This is a genomic window from Streptomyces sp. CA-243310, from assembly GCF_050936775.1.
Taxonomy (GTDB): Bacteria; Actinomycetota; Actinomycetes; order Streptomycetales; family Streptomycetaceae; genus Streptomyces.
The window spans coordinates 2,354,038-2,373,824 of sequence record NZ_JBNJMF010000001.1 but is presented as its reverse complement, the minus strand read 5'-3'; the positions used below and the strand labels follow the sequence as shown (position 1 = coordinate 2,373,824).

General features: G+C 72.1%; 17 protein-coding genes. 8 read left to right on the top strand and 9 right to left on the bottom strand.

The features are described from left to right. Positions 1-71: 71 nt before the first annotated feature. The 3 genes from ACQEVM_RS10770 to ACQEVM_RS10760 all read left to right on the top strand — a co-directional run bounded on the left by ACQEVM_RS10770 (position 72) and on the right by ACQEVM_RS10760 (position 2,510). Positions 72-1,256, top strand: a complete 1,185-nt coding sequence (locus ACQEVM_RS10770; RefSeq protein ID WP_433077330.1) for a sensor histidine kinase — start codon at positions 72-74, stop codon at positions 1,254-1,256. Then, a complete protein-coding gene (locus ACQEVM_RS10765; RefSeq protein WP_433077328.1) occupies positions 1,253-1,882 on the top strand; it encodes a response regulator in 630 nt (209 codons plus the stop codon). Before ACQEVM_RS10770 ends, ACQEVM_RS10765 begins: the two co-directional genes overlap by 4 nt. 154 nt (positions 1,883-2,036) lie before the next feature. Beyond that, positions 2,037-2,510: a hypothetical protein gene (locus tag ACQEVM_RS10760; protein WP_433077326.1), complete on the top strand. Its 474-nt coding sequence runs from the start codon at positions 2,037-2,039 to the stop codon at positions 2,508-2,510. A gap of 24 nt (positions 2,511-2,534) precedes the next feature. On the opposite strand, the gene ACQEVM_RS10755 is transcribed toward ACQEVM_RS10760, so the two are convergent. Next, on the bottom strand, positions 2,535-4,022 hold the full coding sequence (locus ACQEVM_RS10755; protein WP_433077324.1) for a PLP-dependent aminotransferase family protein: 1,488 nt from the start codon (positions 4,020-4,022) through the stop codon (positions 2,535-2,537). A gap of 291 nt (positions 4,023-4,313) precedes the next feature. Between ACQEVM_RS10755 and ACQEVM_RS10750 the strand changes: the two genes are divergently transcribed. The 3 genes from ACQEVM_RS10750 (at position 4,314) to ACQEVM_RS10740 (ending at position 8,331) form a co-directional block, all read left to right on the top strand. After that, positions 4,314-4,931 carry a nucleotidyltransferase family protein gene (locus ACQEVM_RS10750; RefSeq protein ID WP_433077322.1) on the top strand — a complete coding sequence of 206 codons (618 nt, stop codon included), beginning with the start codon at positions 4,314-4,316 and terminating at the stop codon, positions 4,929-4,931. Between the two features lie 274 nt (positions 4,932-5,205). Further along, a complete protein-coding gene (gene aceB / locus ACQEVM_RS10745; protein WP_433077320.1) occupies positions 5,206-6,825 on the top strand; it encodes a malate synthase A in 1,620 nt (539 codons plus the stop codon). Between the two features lie 315 nt (positions 6,826-7,140). Next, positions 7,141-8,331: a GDSL-type esterase/lipase family protein gene (locus ACQEVM_RS10740; RefSeq protein WP_433077318.1), complete on the top strand. Its 1,191-nt coding sequence runs from the start codon at positions 7,141-7,143 to the stop codon at positions 8,329-8,331. A 94-nt stretch (positions 8,332-8,425) separates the two neighbouring features. On the opposite strand, the gene ACQEVM_RS10735 is transcribed toward ACQEVM_RS10740, so the two are convergent. Beyond that, entirely contained in the window at positions 8,426-8,959 is a 534-nt protein-coding gene (locus tag ACQEVM_RS10735) for a hypothetical protein (RefSeq protein WP_433077316.1), read from the bottom strand. Positions 8,960-9,273: 314 nt separating this feature from the next. On the opposite strand from ACQEVM_RS10735, the gene ACQEVM_RS10730 reads away from it, so the two are divergent. Beyond that, on the top strand, positions 9,274-9,810 hold the full coding sequence (locus ACQEVM_RS10730) for a hypothetical protein (RefSeq protein WP_433077314.1): 537 nt from the start codon (positions 9,274-9,276) through the stop codon (positions 9,808-9,810). A gap of 47 nt (positions 9,811-9,857) precedes the next feature. Here ACQEVM_RS10730 and ACQEVM_RS10725 read toward each other — a convergent pair whose 3' ends face one another. Then, a complete protein-coding gene (locus ACQEVM_RS10725; RefSeq protein WP_433077312.1) occupies positions 9,858-10,979 on the bottom strand; it encodes a saccharopine dehydrogenase in 1,122 nt (373 codons plus the stop codon). Between the two features lie 121 nt (positions 10,980-11,100). Continuing rightward, positions 11,101-13,122: an ATP-binding protein gene (locus ACQEVM_RS10720; protein ID WP_433077310.1), complete on the bottom strand. Its 2,022-nt coding sequence runs from the start codon at positions 13,120-13,122 to the stop codon at positions 11,101-11,103. Positions 13,123-13,250: 128 nt separating this feature from the next. Between ACQEVM_RS10720 and ACQEVM_RS10715 the strand changes: the two genes are divergently transcribed. Continuing rightward, a complete protein-coding gene (locus ACQEVM_RS10715; protein WP_433077308.1) occupies positions 13,251-14,306 on the top strand; it encodes an Lrp/AsnC family transcriptional regulator in 1,056 nt (351 codons plus the stop codon). A 168-nt stretch (positions 14,307-14,474) separates the two neighbouring features. On the opposite strand, the gene ACQEVM_RS10710 is transcribed toward ACQEVM_RS10715, so the two are convergent. The 5 genes from ACQEVM_RS10710 to uraD all read right to left on the bottom strand — a co-directional run bounded on the left by ACQEVM_RS10710 (position 14,475) and on the right by uraD (position 19,684). Further along, positions 14,475-15,869, bottom strand: coding sequence for a nucleobase:cation symporter-2 family protein (locus tag ACQEVM_RS10710; RefSeq protein WP_433077306.1), 1,395 nt, complete (start codon positions 15,867-15,869; stop codon positions 14,475-14,477). Between the two features lie 372 nt (positions 15,870-16,241). Continuing rightward, the gene (locus ACQEVM_RS10705) at positions 16,242-17,645 is read right to left on the bottom strand and encodes an 8-oxoguanine deaminase (protein ID WP_351919747.1); all 1,404 of its coding nucleotides are present in this window, start codon (positions 17,643-17,645) and stop codon (positions 16,242-16,244) included. 191 nt (positions 17,646-17,836) lie between these two features. Next, the gene (gene pucL, locus ACQEVM_RS10700) at positions 17,837-18,760 is read right to left on the bottom strand and encodes a factor-independent urate hydroxylase (protein ID WP_433077303.1); all 924 of its coding nucleotides are present in this window, start codon (positions 18,758-18,760) and stop codon (positions 17,837-17,839) included. A gap of 5 nt (positions 18,761-18,765) precedes the next feature. Then, positions 18,766-19,170, bottom strand: a complete 405-nt coding sequence (gene uraH / locus ACQEVM_RS10695) for a hydroxyisourate hydrolase (protein ID WP_433077301.1) — start codon at positions 19,168-19,170, stop codon at positions 18,766-18,768. 7 nt (positions 19,171-19,177) lie between these two features. After that, complete coding sequence (uraD, locus tag ACQEVM_RS10690; protein ID WP_433077299.1) at positions 19,178-19,684, bottom strand: 2-oxo-4-hydroxy-4-carboxy-5-ureidoimidazoline decarboxylase; 507 nt, start codon at positions 19,682-19,684, stop codon at positions 19,178-19,180. Between the last annotated feature and the right edge of the window lie 103 nt (positions 19,685-19,787).

Below are 19,787 nucleotides of genomic sequence, written 5' to 3'. Positions count from 1 at the left end.
GAAGGGACGCCCCGTACATCAATCTTTTGGTTGACCGGGGTCGGCGGACCCCCACTTACGCTGGTCGGGCCATGGTTGCTCCGGAATCCCGCCCCCTGACCCCCGTCTCCCGCGTCCTGCGGCTGTGCCTGCACGCGCTGCTGCTCGGCCTGCTCGCGCTGGCCGCGGGACGCGCCGTCGCCGACGACGTGCCCCGCGCCGGGTGGGCGGTCGCCGCGTGCGCGCTGTTCGCCGCCGTGTACGTGGCGGGCGCCGTCGCTCCCGTGGTGGACCGCTCGCCGCGCGCCGGAGCGGTGTGGCTGGCCCTGCTCGGCGCGCTGTGGGCCGCGCTGCTCGTGGTCTCCCCGGACGGGCTGTGGATCGCCTTCCCGCTGTACTTCCTCGAACTGCACCTGCTGCGGCTGCGCTGGGGGGTCGCGGCCGTCGCCGTCACGGCCTGCGCGGCGATCGGCGGGTTCCTCGCCCACAGCAGCACCCCCACCCCGGGGGCCTTCCTCGGCCCGCTGCTCGGCGGGGCCGTCGCCGTGGCGACGGTCCTCGGCTACCAGGCCCTGTACCGGGAGAGCGAACGCCGCCGGGAGCTGATCGAGGAACTCATCACCACCCGGGCCGAGCTGGCCGCCGCCGAGCGGGGCGCGGGGATCCTCGCCGAACGGGAACGCCTCGCCCGGGAGATCCACGACACCCTCGCCCAGGGTCTCAGCTCGATCCAGCTGCTGCTGCGGGCCGCCGAGCGCTCGCTCCCCGCCGAAGCGCCCGCGCTGGAGCACATCGGCCGGGCCCGGGAGGCCGCGCAGGAGAACCTCGCCGAGGCGCGCCGGTTCGTCCGCGCCCTGACACCCCCCGACCTGGAGCACGGCTCGCTCGCCGCGGCGCTGGAACGGCTCTGCTCCGCGGCTCCCGGGCCGCGCGTGCGGTTCTCGCTGACCGGCGCCCCCCGGATCCTGCCGACCCCGTACGAGGTGGCCCTGCTGCGGATCGCGCAGTCGGCGCTGGCCAATGTGGTCCGGCACGCCCGCGCGGGCCGCGCGGAGATCACCCTGACGTTCATGGACACCTCGGTCACCCTGGACGTCGTGGACGACGGCCTGGGCTTCGACCCGTCGTCGGCGCCGTCGGGCGAGGGCGGCTTCGGTCTGCCGGCGATGCGCTCGCGGGCCGAGACACTGGGCGGACTGTTCACCGTCGAGTCCGCCCCGGGCCAGGGCACCGCCGTGGCCGTCACCCTGCCGTTGCCCGCGGAGGCCCTGTCATGACCATCCGGCTGCTGCTCGCCGACGACCACCCGGTGGTCCGCGCGGGGCTGCGCGCGGTGCTGGACACCGAGGCGGACTTCGCGGTCGTCGCGGAGGCCGCCACGGCCGAGCGGGCGGTGGAGCTGGCCGCCTCGGCGGGGGTGGACGTGGTCCTGATGGACCTCCAGTTCGGGTCCGGCATGCACGGTTCGCAGGCCACCGCCCTGATCACGGCCCGGCCGGACGCCCCCAGGGTGCTGGTGCTGACCACGTACGACACGGACGCGGACATCCTGGCCGCCGTGGAGGCGGGCGCCTCGGGCTACCTGCTCAAGGACGCCCCTCCGGAGGAACTGGCGGCGGCGGTCCGCACCGCGGCGGCCGGTCAGTCGGCGCTGGCCCCGGCGGTGGCGCTGCGGCTGATGGACCGGATGCGGATGCCGGCGGAGGCGCTGACGAAGCGGGAGCTGGAGGTGCTCCAGCTGGTCGCGGACGGACTGTCGAACCAGCAGATCTCGAAGCGGCTCTTCCTCAGCCAGGCCACCGTCAAGTCCCACCTGGTGCACGTCTACGCGAAGCTCGGCGTGGACTCCCGCACGGCGGCGGTCGCCACGGCCGCCACCCGCCGACTGATCCGCACCCCCTAGGGCGGGGTACGGGACCGGGCGCGGGGGTGGCGGTGGGGGTGGACACACCCCCGGTGGGGACAACCCCCCGGTGGGGACACCGGCACGCAGGCGGGTCCGGCGGGCCGGCCCCCGGGAGCATTCGGGGAAAGAGACCCGACCGAGGGAGAGCCCCGTGTCACCCGTCGCGCCGCCCACCACCGTCCGCACCGCCCACGCCCTCTGGATGACCGCGGTCGCCGCCGGCGTCTTCGAGACGGTCCTGTCGATCAGCCGGATGACGGGCGACGGCAGCGCCGCCGACGGAATCGGGGCGGGGTTGGCCTTCCGCCTCGCCGTCTTCACCGCCGTCGTCCTGACCGCCCTGCGCATGCGGGCCGGCGCCCGCTGGGCCCGGCTCGCCCTCGCGCTCGGCCTCGGGATCCTCGGCACCGCCTCGCTGGTCGTCGAGCCGCTCGGGTACCTCCTCGACGGGGGTTCGATCGCCTCCGCCGCCGAGCGGGCGGACGCCGGTGCCTGGATCTTCGCGGCGAGCCGGGCCGTGCACGTGGCGGCCGTCCTCACGGCCGTGTTCCTGATGTTCCGCCCGGCCTCCAACGCGTGGTTCCGCGAGCGGGGCCGGGCCCTGTCCCGGAGCGCGGCGACCTGACCGACACGATCCGGGCGGGACGTCTCACGCGACCCAGTACGGCCGTTCCACCGACGGGGGCAGCGGCACCCCGTCGTGGAAGGCGGCCGCGAGCCGGCGGACGCCCTCGTCGAGGCGGTCCGCCGGGAGCGTGTAAGGGATGCGCAGGCGGTGTTCGAAGGTTCCCGGGTCCACGCCGAAGCGGGCGCCGCGCCCGATGTGGACTCCGGCGGCCGCGGCCCGTTCGGAGAGCGCGGAGCTGACCGGTTCTCCGAGGTCCACCCAGAGCGAGAGGCCCCCCGGCGGCAACTCCCAGGACCATTCCGGGGTGTGCCGTTCGAGGGAGCGCACCAGGGCCTCGCGTTGCTCGCGCAGGTGCCCGAGCCGGGTCGGGAGCGAGGCGTCGAGCCCTTCCAGCAGCGGCAGCGCGACGAGTTGGTCCAGGACCGAGCCGGTCATGTCGGCCGCGACCCGCACGGCCGTCAGCTCGGCGATCATCCTGGCGGAGGCGCGGATCCAGCCGACGCGCAGCCCGCCCCAGTGGGTCTTGCTCAGCGAACCGATGGTCACGACGTGGTCCGCTCCCCCGCGCGGAGCGAGGGAGGCCAGCGGGGCGGGTGCGGGCACGTCGAGGGCGATGTCCGCGATGGTCTCGTCGACCACCAGCCAGGTGCCGGTGCGCCGGGTGGCCTCCAGCAGGCGCTGCCGGTCCTCCTCGGGCATCAGCGCGCCCGTCGGATTGTGGAAGTCGGGGATCACGTACGCCAGTCTCGGCACGGTCTGACGCAGTGTGGACTCCGCGATCTCCATGTCCCAGCCCGCTTCGGAGACGGCGATCGGCGCGGTGCGCAGTCGGGCGTGCCGCAACGCGTCGAGCGCGTTGGCGTAGGTCGGGTTCTCGGTGACGACCCGGTCCCCCGCCCCGCACAGCAGGCTCACCACCAGGGCGAAGGCCTGCTGGGCGCCCGCCGTGACGAGGATCTGCTCGGGGCGGGTGGGCAGTCCGCGGCGGGTGAAGCGTTCCGCCACGGCCGTGCGCAGGTCGGGCAGGCCGAAGGGGTGGTAGCCGGGGTGCCGGGCCACCGAGGGCAGGCGGGGCGCCGCCCAGGCCAGGGCCGCTTCCAGGCTGCCCTCGGGGGCGCCCATCGCGGCGATGGCCAGGTCGATGCCGGGATCGCCGTCCGGGCGGTACCCGCCGGCGCCGGCGAGCGGGTGGGTGCCGACGGGCCCGTGGCCCTCGGGGAGCTCGGTCCAGGTCCCGGAGCCGCGCCGGCTGCGTGCGTAGCCGCTCTCGCGCAGCAGGTCGTAGGCGCCGGTGACGGTGGCCCGGCTGGCGCCGACCGCCGCGGCGAGTTCGCGTTCGGCGGGCAGCCGGACGCGCAGGGCGATGCGGCCGTCGAGGATCAGGGTGCGCAGGGCGTCGGCGAGGGAACGGTAACCGGGGCGTTCCCGGACCTCTGCGGGCAGCAGCGCGGCGAGCCGTCGGCTGCCGATGGTTCTGTCCGCCGTGTGGACCACTGGACCGTTCGCCATGCCAACCTCCCCCGATTGGCTCTGCCCGCCAGGCCAATCGAGGACCAGACTCGCCGTATTGGCCCCCGATTGGCAAGGAGACGCCGACATGCTGACCGATCGCGAGGAACGAGCCCGGGTGAGCGCCGTCGAGCAACGGATCTCGGAGCCGCTGCGCTTCCCGGCCCCGTCCGCCGCCCTGTCCGCCGCCGTGCGGGTCGTTTCGGCGGCCGTGCCGGCCGTGGCCGCCGCCGTGCGCGGGATCCTGGCCCGGCGCCCGCGCGGTGCGGTCCGGGGGCGAGAATCGCTGCCATGTCAGCCAACACCCTCCCCGGTCTCCCCGCCCCCGTGATCGCGGGCCTGCTGCTCGCCGCCGGGGGCGGTCGACGCCTCGGCGGCCGCCCCAAGGCGCTGCTCTCCCACCACGGCCGCCCGCTCGTGGAGAACGCCGTCCGAGTGCTGCGCGAGGCGGGCTGCGGCCCGCTGCACGTGGTGCTGGGGGCCTCGGCGGCCGAGGTGCGCGAGCGCGCCGACCTGACCGGTTGCGTGGTGGTGGACAACCCGGCCTGGGCCGAGGGCATGGGGTCCTCGTTGCGGGTCGGGCTCGCCTCGCTGGCCGGCGTGGGGGCGGACGCGGCGCTGGTCTCCCTGGTGGACCAGCCGGGCATCGGGGCGGCGGCGGTGGCCCGGGTGCTGGCGGCGTACCGTTCGCCCGCGAGTCTGGCCGCCGCGGCGTACGACGGCGAGCGGGGGCACCCGGTGCTGTTCGGGGCGGACCGCTGGGCGGACATCGCCGAGACCGCGACCGGCGACCAGGGGGCTCGGGTCCACCTGAAACGGCACGCCGGGGAGCTCACCCTGGTGGAGTGCGGGGACATCGCGGAGGCCTGGGACATCGACACGCCGCCGGACCTGGCCCGACTCGCATGAATCGGCCGGGCGGCGGGAAGCAGCGGGGCGTGACCACCATGGCACCCAGGGCCACCGATCGGCGGAATCTGTCGACCCGGAGAATCTCGACATCAACAAACCATTGAACTTCCACCATGAGGAAATTACTATCCACTGGTCAGAAGCGCCCTGAACCCACAGACGGCGCCCGCGACCGTATCCCGGAACTCTCCACACCCGACGGCACTGCGTGCCGTCTCGCGCGAGCATTCCCCCGCGGCCGCCAGGCACCGCCGCTGAAGGAGTGACAGATATGTCCGCACCAGCGCCGTCCCCGCTGGCCATCGTCGACGCCGAGCCCCTGCCCCGGCAGGACGAAGTCCTCACCGAAGCGGCCCTCGCCTTCGTGGCCGAGCTCCACCGGCGGTTCGCCCCACGCCGCGCCGAGCTCCTCGCCCGACGCGGCGAGCGGCGCGCCGAGATCGCCCGGACCTCCACCCTCGACTTCCTCCCGGACACCGCACAGGTCCGCGAGGGAGACTGGAAGGTCGCGCCGGCCCCGGCCGCGCTGAACGACCGCCGCGTGGAGATCACCGGTCCGACGGACCGCAAGATGACCATCAACGCCCTGAACTCGGGCGCCAAGGTCTGGCTCGCCGACTTCGAGGACGCCTCGGCTCCCACCTGGGAGAACGTCGTCCTCGGCCAGCTGAACCTGATCGACGCCTACGAGCGTCGCATCGACTTCACCGACCCCCGCACCGGCAAGGCGTACGCGCTGAAGTCCGCCGACCAGCTCGCCACCGTCGTGATGCGGCCGCGCGGCTGGCACCTCCAGGAGCGCCACCTGCGCTTCGAGGGCGGCCCGGCCTCCGGCTCGCTCGTCGACTTCGGCCTGTACTTCTTCCACAACGCCCAGCGGCTGATCGATCTCGGCAAGGGCCCGTACTTCTACCTGCCGAAGACGGAGTCGCACCTCGAGGCCCGCCTCTGGAACGACATCTTCGCCTTCGCCCAGGACTACGTCGGGATCCCGCAGGGCACCGTCCGCGCGACCGTCCTGATCGAGACGATCACCGCGGCCTACGAGATGGAAGAGATCCTCTTCGAGCTCAAGGACCACGCGGCCGGCCTCAACGCGGGCCGTTGGGACTACCTCTTCTCCATCGTGAAGAACTTCCGTGACGGCGGCGAGAAGTTCGTCCTGCCGGACCGCAACGCGGTGACGATGACCGCCCCCTTCATGCGGGCGTACACCGAACTGCTGGTGCGGACCTGCCACAAGCGCGGCGCGCACGCCATCGGCGGCATGGCGGCCTTCATCCCGTCCCGCAAGGACGCCGAGGTCAACAAGGTCGCGTTCGAGAAGGTCAAGGCCGACAAGGACCGCGAGGCCGGCGACGGCTTCGACGGCTCCTGGGTCGCCCACCCCGACCTGGTCCCGATCGCGATGGCCTCCTTCGACGCGGTGCTCGGCGACAAGCCCAACCAGAAGGACCGGCTGCGCGAGGACGTCTCGGTGGCCGCGGGCGAGCTGATCGCCATCGACTCGCTGGACGCGAAGCCGACCTACGAGGGTCTGCGCAACGCCGTCCAGGTCGGCATCCGTTACATCGAGGCGTGGCTGCGCGGCCTGGGTGCCGTCGGCATCTTCGGCCTGATGGAGGACGCGGCCACCGCAGAGATCTCCCGCTCGCAGATCTGGCAGTGGATCAACGCCGGGGTCGTCTTCGAGAACGGCGAGACGGCCACGGCCGACCTGACCCGCACGATCGCGACCGAGGAACTGGCCGCCATCCGCGCCGAGGTCGGCGAGGACGCCTTCACCACCGGCAAGTGGCAGCAGGCCCACGACCTCCTGCTCCAGGTCTCCCTCGACGCCGACTACGCGGACTTCCTCACCCTCCCCGCGTACGACCAGCTCACCGGCTGACCCACGCGCGTCTTCGGCTGACACGCACAGCAGCCGAGTACGAAGCCCCGCCCCCGCCGCCTTCAGGGCCCGGGGGCGGGGCTTTTTCGCGTCCCTCGTCCGTGATCGCGCACGCTCGGGCGGGGTCCGGCAGGAAGAACGCGGGCCGACCGAACGATCGGACGTTACCTCATCGTGATATGCGCGTACCTAGCGGTAACATGCGGCCGCGTGTCACCTTTCCGATGCCACCGGCGCCGGCGGTAGTCCCCACTTCCCCAGCCGTACACCGGAGTTCCTCCGGGCATCGGCGTGGCAGACCGCAGGAGTTCCGCAGTGATCGGATTCCGCAACGTCAGCAAGGGCCGGACCGGCAGTCGTGTGCGACGACTGGCCGGGGCCGCACTGGTCCTCCCCCTCACCGCCGCCGCGCTCGTGACCGGCGGGGCCGGAACGTCCGCGGCGAGCCCGGGCAACGGGCCGACCGCGGTGGTCTCCCTGGGCGACAGCTACATCTCCGGCGAGGCCGGCCGGTGGAAGGGCAACAGCCTGACCAACGGCGGCAGCCGCAACGGCACCGACCGGGCCTGGATCAGCGGCAGTTCCTACGATCCCTCCAGGGTGTACGGCACCACCGTCGGCGGGTGCCACCGGTCGGACTCGGCCGAGGTGCGCAGCGCCGGGCCGATCGCCGACGTGGCCGTGAACCTGGCGTGTTCCGGCGCGGTGTCGGAGAACGTCTTCCGGGCGTCCAACGGCGGGGTTCCCTTCAAGGGCGAGGCCCCGCAGGCCGACCAGCTGGCCGCCGTGGCCGCGAGCCACGACGTCAAGGTCATCGCGCTGTCCATCGGCGGGAACGACCTCGGCTTCGCCGACATCATCGTGGACTGCGCCCTCGACTTCGTGCTCTGGGGTTCCTACTGCAACGACGACCAACAGGAGGTCGTCGACGGGAAGATGGACGCGGTGATGGCCAAGGTGGGCAAGTCCGTCGACGAGATCCGGGCGGTGATGCGCGGAGCAGGCTACGCGGACTCCTCGTACCGCGTCGTCCTGCAGTCCTACCCCTCGCCGATCCCGCGGGGCGCCGAGAACCGGTACCCGCAGAGCGACTGGAGCCGGTTGAACTCCGGCGGCTGCCCCTTCTGGAACCGGGACTCCGACTGGGCGCGGGACGCCCTGGTGCCGCAGATCTCCGATCGCCTGCGCGCGGTGGCCACCGCCAAGGGCGTGCAGTTCCTGGACCTGCGGGACATGATGCAGGGGCGCGAGGTGTGCGCGAAGGCCAGCCGGCAGGTCACCTCGTCGTCGGCCGCCTCCGCCCGGACGAGCGAGTGGGCGCGATGGATCGACAGCAGTGAGACGCAGAGCCTGATCCAGGAGTCCATGCACCCGAACCACTTCGGGCAACTGGCCCTCGGGCGCTGCCTGGCCCTGGCCGCGGCCCGACCGGCGACGTCCCGGGACAGTTGCAGGAACACGGCCGGGGGCGACCAGAGCGGGATGTACCTGACGCTCGCCCCGTAGCCGCCGCTCGGTGTGTGGGCGGCGCGGAACCCGTGGCCGAAAGGGCCCGGGTTCCGTGGGGGTGTGCCTGCCCGTGAATGCCGTCGCGGGCCGTTCAGTTGTCGGTACAGCCCTTGCTGTTGATCGCCGTCGCGGCGCCCTTGTCGTAGCCGGACTGCCAGTTCGGGTCGGGGGCGAGGTTCTTCGGCGGGTTCTTCTCGCAGGTCGCCAGGGTGTCCTTGAGACCCTGCTGGTACCCCGTCCGGAACTGCTCCTGTGCCTTCGCCTGGTCCCCCTCGCCTTCGGCTTCGGCCGCGGCGCCGTTCCCGGTGCACGCCACGGACGGGCCCCCGGTCGGGGTTGCCGTGTAGACGCCGGGACTCTCGCCGCCGGAGTAGCTGAGATCGCTGCCGTCACTGCTCAACGTCTTGGTTGTCCCGGCGTCTTTGTTCAGGAGCACGAAACTTCCGTTGAATCCCTGGAAGTTGAAGATGACCGTACCGGGCATCGCCTTGTTCGGCGCAACCTGGCAGGACGCCGCCGGCACGGCGCCGGGGAGGGTTCCCGCGAAGGCGGCCGGTCCGATGGCGAGCGAGGAGACGACCAAGGGAGGAGCCGCCATCAGGCACCTGAGTCGGTAGCTGCGCATGTTCGTTCCTTCCGGGAGCGGCCCGAGTCGGGAGCGCGGGGAGTCGGGAGCGCGGGAAACGTGCGGAGAGGACCGCCCCCGCGTGCCGGAACGCCCGCGCCGCCCCGGTCCCCGGACCGTCGGCGCGGCGGGTGCCCCGCCTCCCTTCCATCGTCATGCCACCCGGGGAAGCTGTCGACCGCAGTCCGGCGCCGGTCGACACCCGGGGCGAGCGGCGCGATCGTGGGAGGGGGACCGTTCGCGGACGTGACGGAGGGGGGAACCGGCGCTCCGCTCAGCTCTCTCCCCCGCCGGGGAGGGGACGGGAGAACACGATGAACCGAGGCTCATCCCTCGTCCTGACCGTGACCGTGACCGCCGCCTGTACGGCCTCTCTGGGGTCGGTCGCCGCGGCACGCACCGCCGTGGTGCCCGCGGCGTCGTGCTCGGTCGCGGTCGACCGGGAGAATCCGAACCAGGTCGTCGTCAGCGGCGAAGGCTTCAAGGGCACGAGCGTGACGCTCACCGCGGCCGGAGGCGACGGGACGATCCCCGACATCCCGGTGACCAACGGCTCGTTCACCAGCCCCTCCGTGCGCAGCCACGTGTACACGGCGGAGTCGCCGAAGGACCCCGCCGTGGGATGCGGTATCGCCCCGGCGAGTCCACAGAGCCCCCCGCCCAGCCCCCCGACAAGCCCCCCGCCCGCGAACGAGCAGTATCGGACGGGGTACCAGCAGGGCCTCAAGGACACCCTGGCGACCTGCGAGAAGAACCCGCCGAAGAACCTCGCCCCCGACCCGAACTGGCAGTCCGGCTACGACAAGGGCGCCGAGACCGCGATCAACAGCAAGCGCTGCGCGGCATCCTGAAGGCGCCCTCGCCGCGAGCACGGGGCGAGGGCTGCGTCCAACCCTTCCTACACGGCGGGTTGCCCGTCTTCGTCGCGGACGGAGGCCGGTCGCAGTGTGGTCATGGCTTCGGTGAAGGCATCCCGGCAGCGCAGCCAATCGGGGTCCGGGATGCCGGTCCCCAGGGCCAGCAGTTTGGGCAGCAGGTCCGCCGAGAACGCCTGGGCGGCTTCGGCCGGAAGCAGGGACGGCAGGTTGTCGATGGCGATGACGTCGAGCGGTCGCAGGCCCTCGACCAGCCGGCGGGCCGGGGTCTCCCAGTCGGTGAGCCGGTCGTAGACGGGCAGCAGGTGCAGGGGCGAACCCGTGTCGCAGGTGATGTCGGCGATCACCGAGAGGCGGCGCCCGTCGCGGCCCGGCTCGCCGTCCAGGTCGGCGGCGGTGAGGAAGGGCGGCACGGGACGGGTGGTGAGCACGGCATTGACGAGCACGTCGCAGCCGAGCAGGGCGGCCCGGTCCAGGCGGGCGGTGTCGGTGCGGTCCCACCGGGTGACCCGTACGCCGGCGGTGGCCAGGGCGTCGCAGGCGCCGCGACCGCTGCGCCCGTACCCTCCGATCACGATGGACCGCAGCTGCACCCCGTCGGGTGGGGGAACGGCTCGCGAGGCGCGTAATCGGCGGTCGAGTTCGGCCCGGGGCATCGGGGTCAGCGGGCCTTCGAGCAGGCCCCGCGCCTGGAGCACGGCCAGCGCCGCGCCCACGTAGCCCGCCCAGTACCCGAAGGCGGCGAGCCTGCGGCCCCGGGCGTCGGCCAGGTACTCCAGGTCGAGCAGGGTCCCGCCGCCCGCCGCGAACCGCTCCAGCAGGGCCGGGGCCTCGGCCTGGCCCTTGTACGCGTGCCCGAAGTACACGTGTCGGTGGTGCAACCGCTCGGGTGTCGGCGGGAGTTCCTTCAGGCCCAGGACGTACGCGGACCGGGGTGCGGCTCCGTCCGCCCAGGATCCGGCGGGTGCGGCGCGGCAGCCGGCGTCCACGTACGCGGCGAGGGGGAAGACGCGGTGGTCGGAGTCCTCCACGGTGAGTCGTACGCCGTGCCGGACGAGCCGTCCGGCGTCCTGGGGGGTGAGCGGCGCCCTTCGTTCGGTGAGGCGTGTCTCGTTGCGCATCCACAACTGCGGCACATCTGCCATCGGCGGTACCACCTGTCTGCTCAGGACGCCTCGACGGACGTCCGCGTGCAACATGTGACCGACCATCAGAGTCCGTTCGCCGGTGCCGTTCGGCAAGGAGCGCGGCAGCGGGAACGGGGGCTCAGAATTCAGGCAGCAGCGCTCGCGGTCCGATCCGTGCGCCCTCCGCGTACGCCGCCCGGAGTTGCTCCTCGGGCATCCGGTCCCCCAGGACGTCCAGGGCGCGCGGCGCACGGGCGGCCGCCGGACGGGCCCCGGAGACGGAACCGAGGAGCCGGGCGGATCGCGTGTACCGGCCCTGGCCCGCCTCCAGCTCGGCCAACAGCTCCGCCGAGAGGGCCCGGCCGGTCCGGTCGCCCAGGGCCGACTGCGTCTCCAGCGCGCGCAGCACCTCGGTACGGGCCGCATCGGTACGACCCTGGCGGGCCAGGCGCACGGCCGAGGCGTGGCTCGCCCAGGAGCGGGCCCACGGGTCGCGACGCCCGCCGGGCGGATCGACGTCCGGGGCGGTGAGGGCGTCCGGGGCGGTGTACCGATCGAGGCCCGGGGCGGCGGTCTCGGGAGCGGTGTCCGGATCCGCGTGCGCGAGGGCCAGTGCGAGGGCGGCCCGGAACACCTCCCGGCCGGGGCCGGACACGGTCGCGGCGGGCAGCAGTTCCAGCGCCTCCCGGTACTCGGCGACAGCGCTCTCGTGGCGGCGTTCCCACAGCGCGATCGTGCCGCGCACGTGCGCGAGGTGGGCGAGGCAGGCGTCCTCCCCTTCCTGCACCGCGGCGCTCCACGCCTCCACCAGCAGCGGGTCCGTACCGTCCGTACCGTCGAGGATCGCCGTCAGCCAGGCGGTCAGCCACAGGGCGCGGGCCGGCCGGGGCCGCGGGTGCAGGGCGAGGGCGCGCTCCAGGTGACACCGGCCCTCCGCCGGAAGCCCGCAGGCCGACCAGAGGAACCACAGGGTGACGGCCAGTTCCAGGGCGGCGCCCGAACCCGCGGCGAGCGGGTTCATCGCGGCCCGCAGCTCGGGCAGTTCGGCCAGGGCCAAGGCCCGGGCCTCGCTCTGCGCGCCACCCCGCCACAGTCGCGCGGCGCGCTCCGCGAGCGCGCGACACCGCTCCTGGTGGCGCAGGGCGACGGTGGTCCCGTCGCCGCCGGGGCGTCGGGCCAGACGCATGGCCGCGTGGGCGCGCACGGACAGGGGCAGTCGGTGCCGGCCGGGGCGTTCCTCGTCCGCGAGCAGGGCGGGGGCGAGCCGGGCCAGGGCTTCCACGGCCGTGTCCGGGGTGAGTTCCCCGAACCCGCACACCTCGGCGACGGCCGCCGCGTCGAAGGGGCCCGCGAAGACGGAGAGCCGTTCCCACAGGAGGCGTTCGGCCGGCGAGGCGAGTCGGTGGGTGCGCTCGGCGTCGACGCGGGTGGCGCGACCGGCGCCGCCCGCGAGGAAGGTCAACGGGTCGGCGGTCAGGCGGCGCAGGGCTTCCAGGGGCGGGTACCGGTGCGCGCGACCGGCGGCGAGTTCCAGTGCGCCGGGGATGCCGTCGAGGGCCCGGCACAGGGCGGCGACGGCGGCGGCGTTGGCGTCGGTGAGCTGGAAGAAGGGGTCGGCGCCGCGCGCGCGTTCCTCGTACAGCCGCACCGCGGCGGAGCCGACGATCGCGGCGGCCGGTTGCCGCGCGGCGGGGTCCCGGGGTTCGGCGGGCAGCGACAGCGGCGGTACGGCCAGTTCGGCTTCGCCCGGCAGGTCGAGGCGTCGTTGGGAGGTCGCCAGGATGCGGGCCCGGGGCAACCAGGCCATCAGGTCCGCGACCACCCGTGCGGCCTGCGTGCCCAGTTGTTCGCAGCCGTCGAGCACCAGCAACACCTCACGGCCGTCGAGCCCGTGGACCAACTCGTGTGCCATCACCGCCCAACGGGATTCGGGGAGCGCGGACAGCTCCACCCACACGGTGTCGGCGCCGTCGGCCGCGGTCAGGGCGCGTACGGTGCGCACGGCGAGGCGGGTCTTGCCGATGCCGGCGGGTCCGGTGAGGGTCACCAGCCGTCCGGTGGCGAGCAGTTCGGCGGTGGCGGCCGTCTCCCGGTCCCGCCCGACGACATCGGACAGCTCCGCGGGCACCGCGCGGCGCGCGCACGCTTCGGGGTCCCCCACGCGTCCTCCCGCGACGTCCTGTACTCGCGCACCACCGTCGGATTCATCGGTTCGGTGCACAAAGAGAGATGATCTGCGGAAAGTCCGGTCTTCCGACCCGCGACCGGGAGAACCACCAGGGGGAGGGTATGCACACGGCCATTTCCGCCGTGGACGACACCGACCGGGCGCTCGTCCACGCACTCCAGCTCGCGCCCCGGGCGAGCTGGGAGCGGTTGGGGCCGGTGCTCGGCGCCCGCCCCGACACGCTGGCCCGCCGCTGGGAGCGCATGACGGGGGCCGGCGAGGCCTGGATATCGGGGCTGGGGCTGCGTACGGGCAACCAGTCGCCCTGCATGGCCTGGGTGGAGGTGACCTGCGCCGCCGGCACCGCCCCGGCGGTCGGCGCGGCGCTGGTCGGCGACCCGCACACGCTCGGCGTGCAGCACACCACGGGCGCGCGTGACCTGTTGGCGTTCGTGGCCGTCCCGAACCTGCACACGCTGTACCGCTACCTGTCCTTCCGCGTCCAGCGGATCCCCGGGGTGGGCGCGACCCGGTCGTCGATGGTGACGGCGGTGCACAGCGCCCCCGACCGGTGGCGCCTGGATCAACTGACGCCCCTCCAGATCGATCTGCTGACCGGTCGGACCCGCCGCTCCACGTCGTCGGCGGCCCCCGCCGGCCCGGCGCCGTCGAGCATGACCGAGGAGGACCGGCCGCTGGTGCTGGCGCTGGCCTCGGACGCGCGACGCAGCGTGGCCTCGCTGGCGCGGGAGACCGGCATGAGCGAGTCCACGGTGCGTCGCCGGCTGGGCCGGCTGGAGGCGGGGCAGGGCCTGCGCTACAGCTGCGCGATGGCCTCGGGGGTCTCGGGGTGGCCGGTGTCGGCGACCCTGTGGGCGGAGGTGCCCGAGCACGAGGTGGCCGACTGCGCGGCGGCGGCGATCGGCTTACGCGAGACCCGGACCTGCATGTCCGTCAGCGGCCCCTGGAACTTCATGATCAGTGCGCGGCTGCGCACCATCGCGGAGCTGTCCCGCTACACCTCGGACCTCTCGCGCCGGTTGCCGGCCATGCGGGTCACCGACTCGGCGGTGGCGCTCCACGTGCGCAAGTCGGAGGCGCAGGAGTTGGACCAGGAGGGGCGCCGCGTGCGCACGGTGCTCCCGGACATCTGGACGGAGCCCACGCGCGCGGCCTGATGCCGGCGGGGAACGGGCGGGCGGTCCCGGGGACCGGACGCGCGACGGGACGCGGGCGCGGGAAGACGGGCGCGCGGGACGCGGGGGAAGACGGGCGCGCGGCGGTGCGTACGCCACACCCGCAGTGGGTGGCGTACGCACCGCCGCGCGCCGGCCGGGGACCCGGTCTCAGTGCACGAACGCCGGTTCCGACGTGGCCTGTGCGGCCTCGTCCGTCTTCTTGGCGCCGAGGTGGTTGAAGGCCAGGTTGAGCAGGATCGCCACGACGCAGCCGGTGCTGATGCCGGAGTCGAGGACGACCAACAGGTCCTTCGGGAAGGCGTGGTAGAAGCCGGGGGCGGCGATCGGTATCAGGCCGATGCCGACCGAGGCGGCCACGATCAGGGCGTTCTCGCCCTTCTCCATGGCGGCGCCCGCCAGGGTCTGGATGCCGCTGGCGGCGACCGAGCCGAAGAGGACGATGCCGGCGCCACCGAGTACGGGCAGCGGCACCACGCCGATCACGGAGGCCGCCACCGGACACAGGCCGAGCAGGATCAGGATGCCGCCGCCGGCCGCGACGACGAACCGGCTGCGCACCTTGGTCATCGCGACGAGTCCGATGTTCTGGGCGAAGGCGCTGCACATGAAGCCGTTGAACAGCGGGCTGATGGCACTGCCGAGGGTGTCGGCGCGCAGGCCGCCCTCGATGGTCTTCGCGTCCGCCGGACGGCCCACGATCTTTCCGAGGGCCAGGATGTCGGCGGTGGACTCAGTCATGCAGACCAGCATCACGATGCACATGGAGATGATGGCCGCGACCTGGAACTGCGGGGCGCCGAAGTGGAACGGGGTGGGGAAGCCGACGATGTCCGCGTTGCGGATGGCGTCGAAGTTCGTCATGTGCAGCGGGATCGCAATGAGGGTGCCCGCGACCAGGCCGAGCAGGATGGATATCTGCTGGAGGAAGCCCCGCAGGAACTTCCGCATGACCAGCACGATCGCCAGGGTGAGGGCGGCCATGCCGATGTTCTGCATCGACCCGTAGTCGGAGGCGGTGCTGTTGCCGCCCTGCGACCAGTTGAAGGCCACCGGGAGCAGTGAGACGCCGATCAGGGTGATGACCGTGCCGGTGACGACGGGTGGGAAGAAGCGGACGAGCTTCCCGAAGTAGGGGGCGGCCAGGAAGCCGAGGAGTCCGGCGACGATGATCGCGCCGAAGATGACGGGGATGGCGTCGACCCCCTCCCCCTTGCCGATGGCGATCATCGGGGTGACACCGGCGAAGGAGACGCCGTTGACGAAGGGGAGTTTGGCGCCGATCTTCCAGACCCCGAGGGTCTGGAGCAGGGTGGCGAGGCCGGCGGTGAAGAGCGAGGCGCCCATCAGGAAGGCCGTCTCGGTGGCGGAGAGACCGACGGCGGGTCCGACGATCATGGGCGGGGCGACGACACCCGCGTACATGGCGGCCACGTGTTGGAGGCCGCTCGTGAACATTTTCAGCGGAGGCAAGGTCTCGTCGACCGGGTGCTTCTCCTCCGGTGTTGCGACTGCGTCTTTGCGAAACCTGGGCGTTGCGGCCACGGCTTCCTCCGGTCGGGTAACACGTCGGCAGGGACGTGGGTGTCTTGGAGGTGGTGCGAAGGCTGTGCGAGTCGAGCCGTTGTGAAGTTGTGGGTGTGCCGTCCCGAGGGGTGTGCGGGACGCACGGGGGTGCGGAAACGATTCGCCCGAGTCGTTCCCACGGGTGCTGTGATGCCTTGGAGCCGGCGTGGCCGTGGCGTGACGCAGCGGCGTGTCGATGGTGGTGCGCGCCGCGGGAGTGTCACGAGTCACCGCCCCCGGGAGCGCCCTCGGTGTTGACCTCGGGCGCTTCCCGGGAACGGCTGCCGCGGACCCCGCTCGGGTCCGCGGCCGCCGGTCGAGGGCCGTCCCCCCCGACCGGACTCCGGGGGATCAGGCCTGCGCGGAGAGCCGCGCGAGGCGCTGGGCCTCTTCCCGCGTGGACACGGCGATGGCGTCCTCGTCGGCGAAGAGCAGTCGGTTGTTCTCGACGATCTGCTTGCCGTTGACCAGCGAGAGGGTGACCGGCGCGGCCGCGCCGAAGACGAGCGCGGTGACCGGGTCCGCGATGGAGGAGTGCGCCAGCGTGCTGACGTTCCACATCACCAGGTCGGCGAGCTTGCCCACCTCCAGCGAACCGATGTTGTCGGCGCGGCCGAGGACCTGGGCGCCACCGTACGTACCCAGGCGCAGGGCCTGGCGCGCGTTCAGGGCGCGCTCGCGGTGTACGGGGTTCAGACGGTTGATGAGCAGCGCGTTGCGCAGCTCGGTGTGCAGCTCACCGGACTCGTTGGAGGCGGTGCCGTCCACGCCGAGGCCGACCGGCACGCCGGCGGCCAGCATGTCGGGTACGCGGGCGATGCCTGCGGCCAGACGGGCGTTGGAGGACGGGCAGTGCGCGACACCGGTCTTGGTGCGGGCGAACGCGGCGATGTCGGAGTCGTTCATGTGGACGCTGTGCGCCATCCACACGTCCTCGCCGAGCCAGCCGGTCGACTCGAAGTAGTCGGTCGGGCCCATGCCGAACAGTTCCTTGCAGAACTGCTCCTCCTCGACGGTCTCCGAGCCGTGCGTGTGCAGGCGCACGTTCAGCCGGCGGGCCAGCTCGGCGCCCTGCTTCAGCAGCTCGGTGGAGACCGAGAAGGGGGAGCACGGGGCGACGGCGACCTGGGTCATCGCGTCGAAGGAGTGGTCGTGGTGCTTCTTGACGGTCGCCTCGGTGTCGGCGAGCGCGCCTTCGAGGGTCTCGACGGCGTGGTCCGGCGGCAGGCCGCCGTCCTTCACGCTGCGGTCCATCGATCCGCGGGCCAGGGTGAAGCGGACGCCCATCTCGGACGCGGCACGGATGATCGAGCCGGAGAGGTCGCCGGAGCCCTTGGGGAAGACGTAGTGGTGGTCCATGGCGGTGGTGACGCCGCCCTTGGCCATCATCGCCAGGGAGCCCTGGGCGGCCGTGTACGTCATCTGCTCGTCGATGCGCGCCCACGTCGGGTACAGCGCGACGAGCCAGTTGAAGAGGTTGTGGTCGGTGGCCAGACCACGGGTGATCCACTGGTAGAAGTGGTGGTGCGTGTTGACCAGGCCCGGGGTGACGAGGTGACCCGTGCCGTCGATGCGGCGGACCACGTTGGCGAGGTTCTCGGGGGCTTTGCCCGCACCGATCGACTCGATCTTGTTGCCGGCGACGACCACGTGACCCGAGGCGTACTCGGTGTCGTTCGCGTCCACGGTCGCGATGGCACAGTTCTCGATGACGATGCGCCGGACGGCGCTGTCCTGGGCTGCCGATGCTGCCATGGGACTTCCTCGTGCTTTCAGTGGCGGTACGGGCACGGCAAAACCCAGGGGATTTGAGTGCCGGAGCCGGGGGCCTTGACAGCTGACAGTACTGCCGCCCCGTGTGTTGCGTCCGGGTGCCGATTAAGGAAGTTGAAGAGTGTCGCGCCGGTCCCGGGGCCACTGCGGAGCCCCGGGGACGCGTGTGCTCGTCAGAGGTTGGTCATGTCCACGGGGATACGGGCGTCGACGCCGTCGCGGAGGACCGTCGCCTCGATCAGACCGTAGGGACGGTCCGCGGCGAAGTAGACCTCGTTGTCGTTCTTGAGCCCGAAGGGCTCCAGGTCGACGAGGAAGTGGTGCTTGTTCGGGAGCGAGAAGCGGACCTCGTCGATCTCCGAACGGTGGTTGATGATGCGCGAACCCATCTGGTACAGGGTCTGCTGGAGCGACAGGGAGTAGGTCTCCGCGAAGGCCTGCAGCATGTGCTTGCGGGTCTCGGCGTAGGACTTCTCCCAGTTGGGCATCCGCTGCTCGTCGTCCGACCAGTTGAAGCGCCAGCGCGCCGACACCTGGGTGGCCAGGATGCGGTCGTAGGCCTCCTTCAGGGTCGTGTACTTGTCCTTCACGTAACCCCAGAACTCGGAGTTCGTGGAGTTCATGACGACGAGGTCCTTGAGGCCGGAGATGACCTCCCAGTTGGTGCCGTCGTACGTGATCTGGGTGACGCGGGTCTCCATGCCCTCGCGGACGAACGAGTGGTTGACCTCGTCCGACCCGATGAACTTGGAGTTGGCGTCGGAGGTGGCGATCCGGGACCAGGAGTACTCCTCGATCCGGATGCGCGCGCGCTGGATCGGCTCCTGGCTGTTGACGAACCAACGCGCCAGGTGGATGCCGAACTGCTCGGCGGACTCGATGCCGTGCTCCTTGGCGAACGCGTACACCGTGTTCTTGGTGGTGTCCGTCGGCAGGACGTTGGCGTTCGAGCCGGAGTAGTGGACGTCGTCCATGTCGCCGGAGAGGGCGACCGAGACGTTGAGGTCCTTGATGTGGTGGGTGTCGCCGTCCCGCGTGATCTTGACTACGCGGTTCTCTGCTTTCCCGTACTGATTCTGGCCGAGAATCGTGGGCATGTCTGCTAGCTCCCTCGGTAAACGGAGTAGCCGAACGGGTTGAGCAGCAGCGGTACGTGGTAATGCTCGCCCGGGTTCACCGCAAAGGTGATGGTGACCTCCGGGAAGAACGCACCGCTGTCCCTTACGCGGGGGGCGTCCTGCTGCGCCTCGGCTTGCTTGTTCGAACTGTGCTTGTTCAGGAAGTACGTCTCGGTCTCGAAGTCGAGACGCACGTGTGTGGTGCCCTCCGGCAGGGCCGGCAGGTCCTTGCAGCGCCCGTCCGCATCGGTGGCGGAGCCGCCCAGGGCCGCCCACTCGCCGTGAAGCCCCGTACGGGCCGACAGGGAGATGGCGACGCCCTCGGCGGGCTTGCCGATGCTGGTGTCCAGGATGTGCGTGGACACCGACGCGGTGGTCTCGGTGCTCATGGCGTGCTCACTCTCCTTCTGCGAGGCGGGTCAGGCGGATCCGGTTGATCTTGACGAGCTCGCCGCGGGCGATTTCCCGCTCCGCTTCCGGCGAGTTGTCGATCCGGACCTTGACCGCGTCCCGCATGAACGCACCGGTTGCACCGGTGGCACAGATGAGGAAGACGTGGCCGAACTTCTCCTGGTACGCCAGGTTCAGTTCGAGGAGCTCGTTCTTGAGGTCCTCCGAGGCACCGGCCATGCCGCGCTGCTCGCGGGCGGAGGTCGGGTCTCCCGGCTTCGGCCGGCCGATCGGCGCGTGGCCCCCCATCGCCTCGGCCAGGTCCTCGGCGGTGAGCTCCGCCATGGCGGACTCGTTGGCCGAGAACAGGGCGTCGGCGGTGGTGAAGGGGCGCTGGGCGAGCAGCTTGCTCCCCCATGCCGAGCTGGCGCAGACCTCGTGCAGTTCGGCCGTGGCCGCGCTGTCGTCCAAGGCGTTGAACCGGGTGAGACCCGGGGTCGGACTCGAAGTCACGGTAGGCCTCCGTGGCCTGTTGTTGCTTGACGGGCTGCGCATAGCTAACGCCCTCGACAACACCGCGTCAACACTTTGTTGAAACTTCGCGTACACAAAAGCC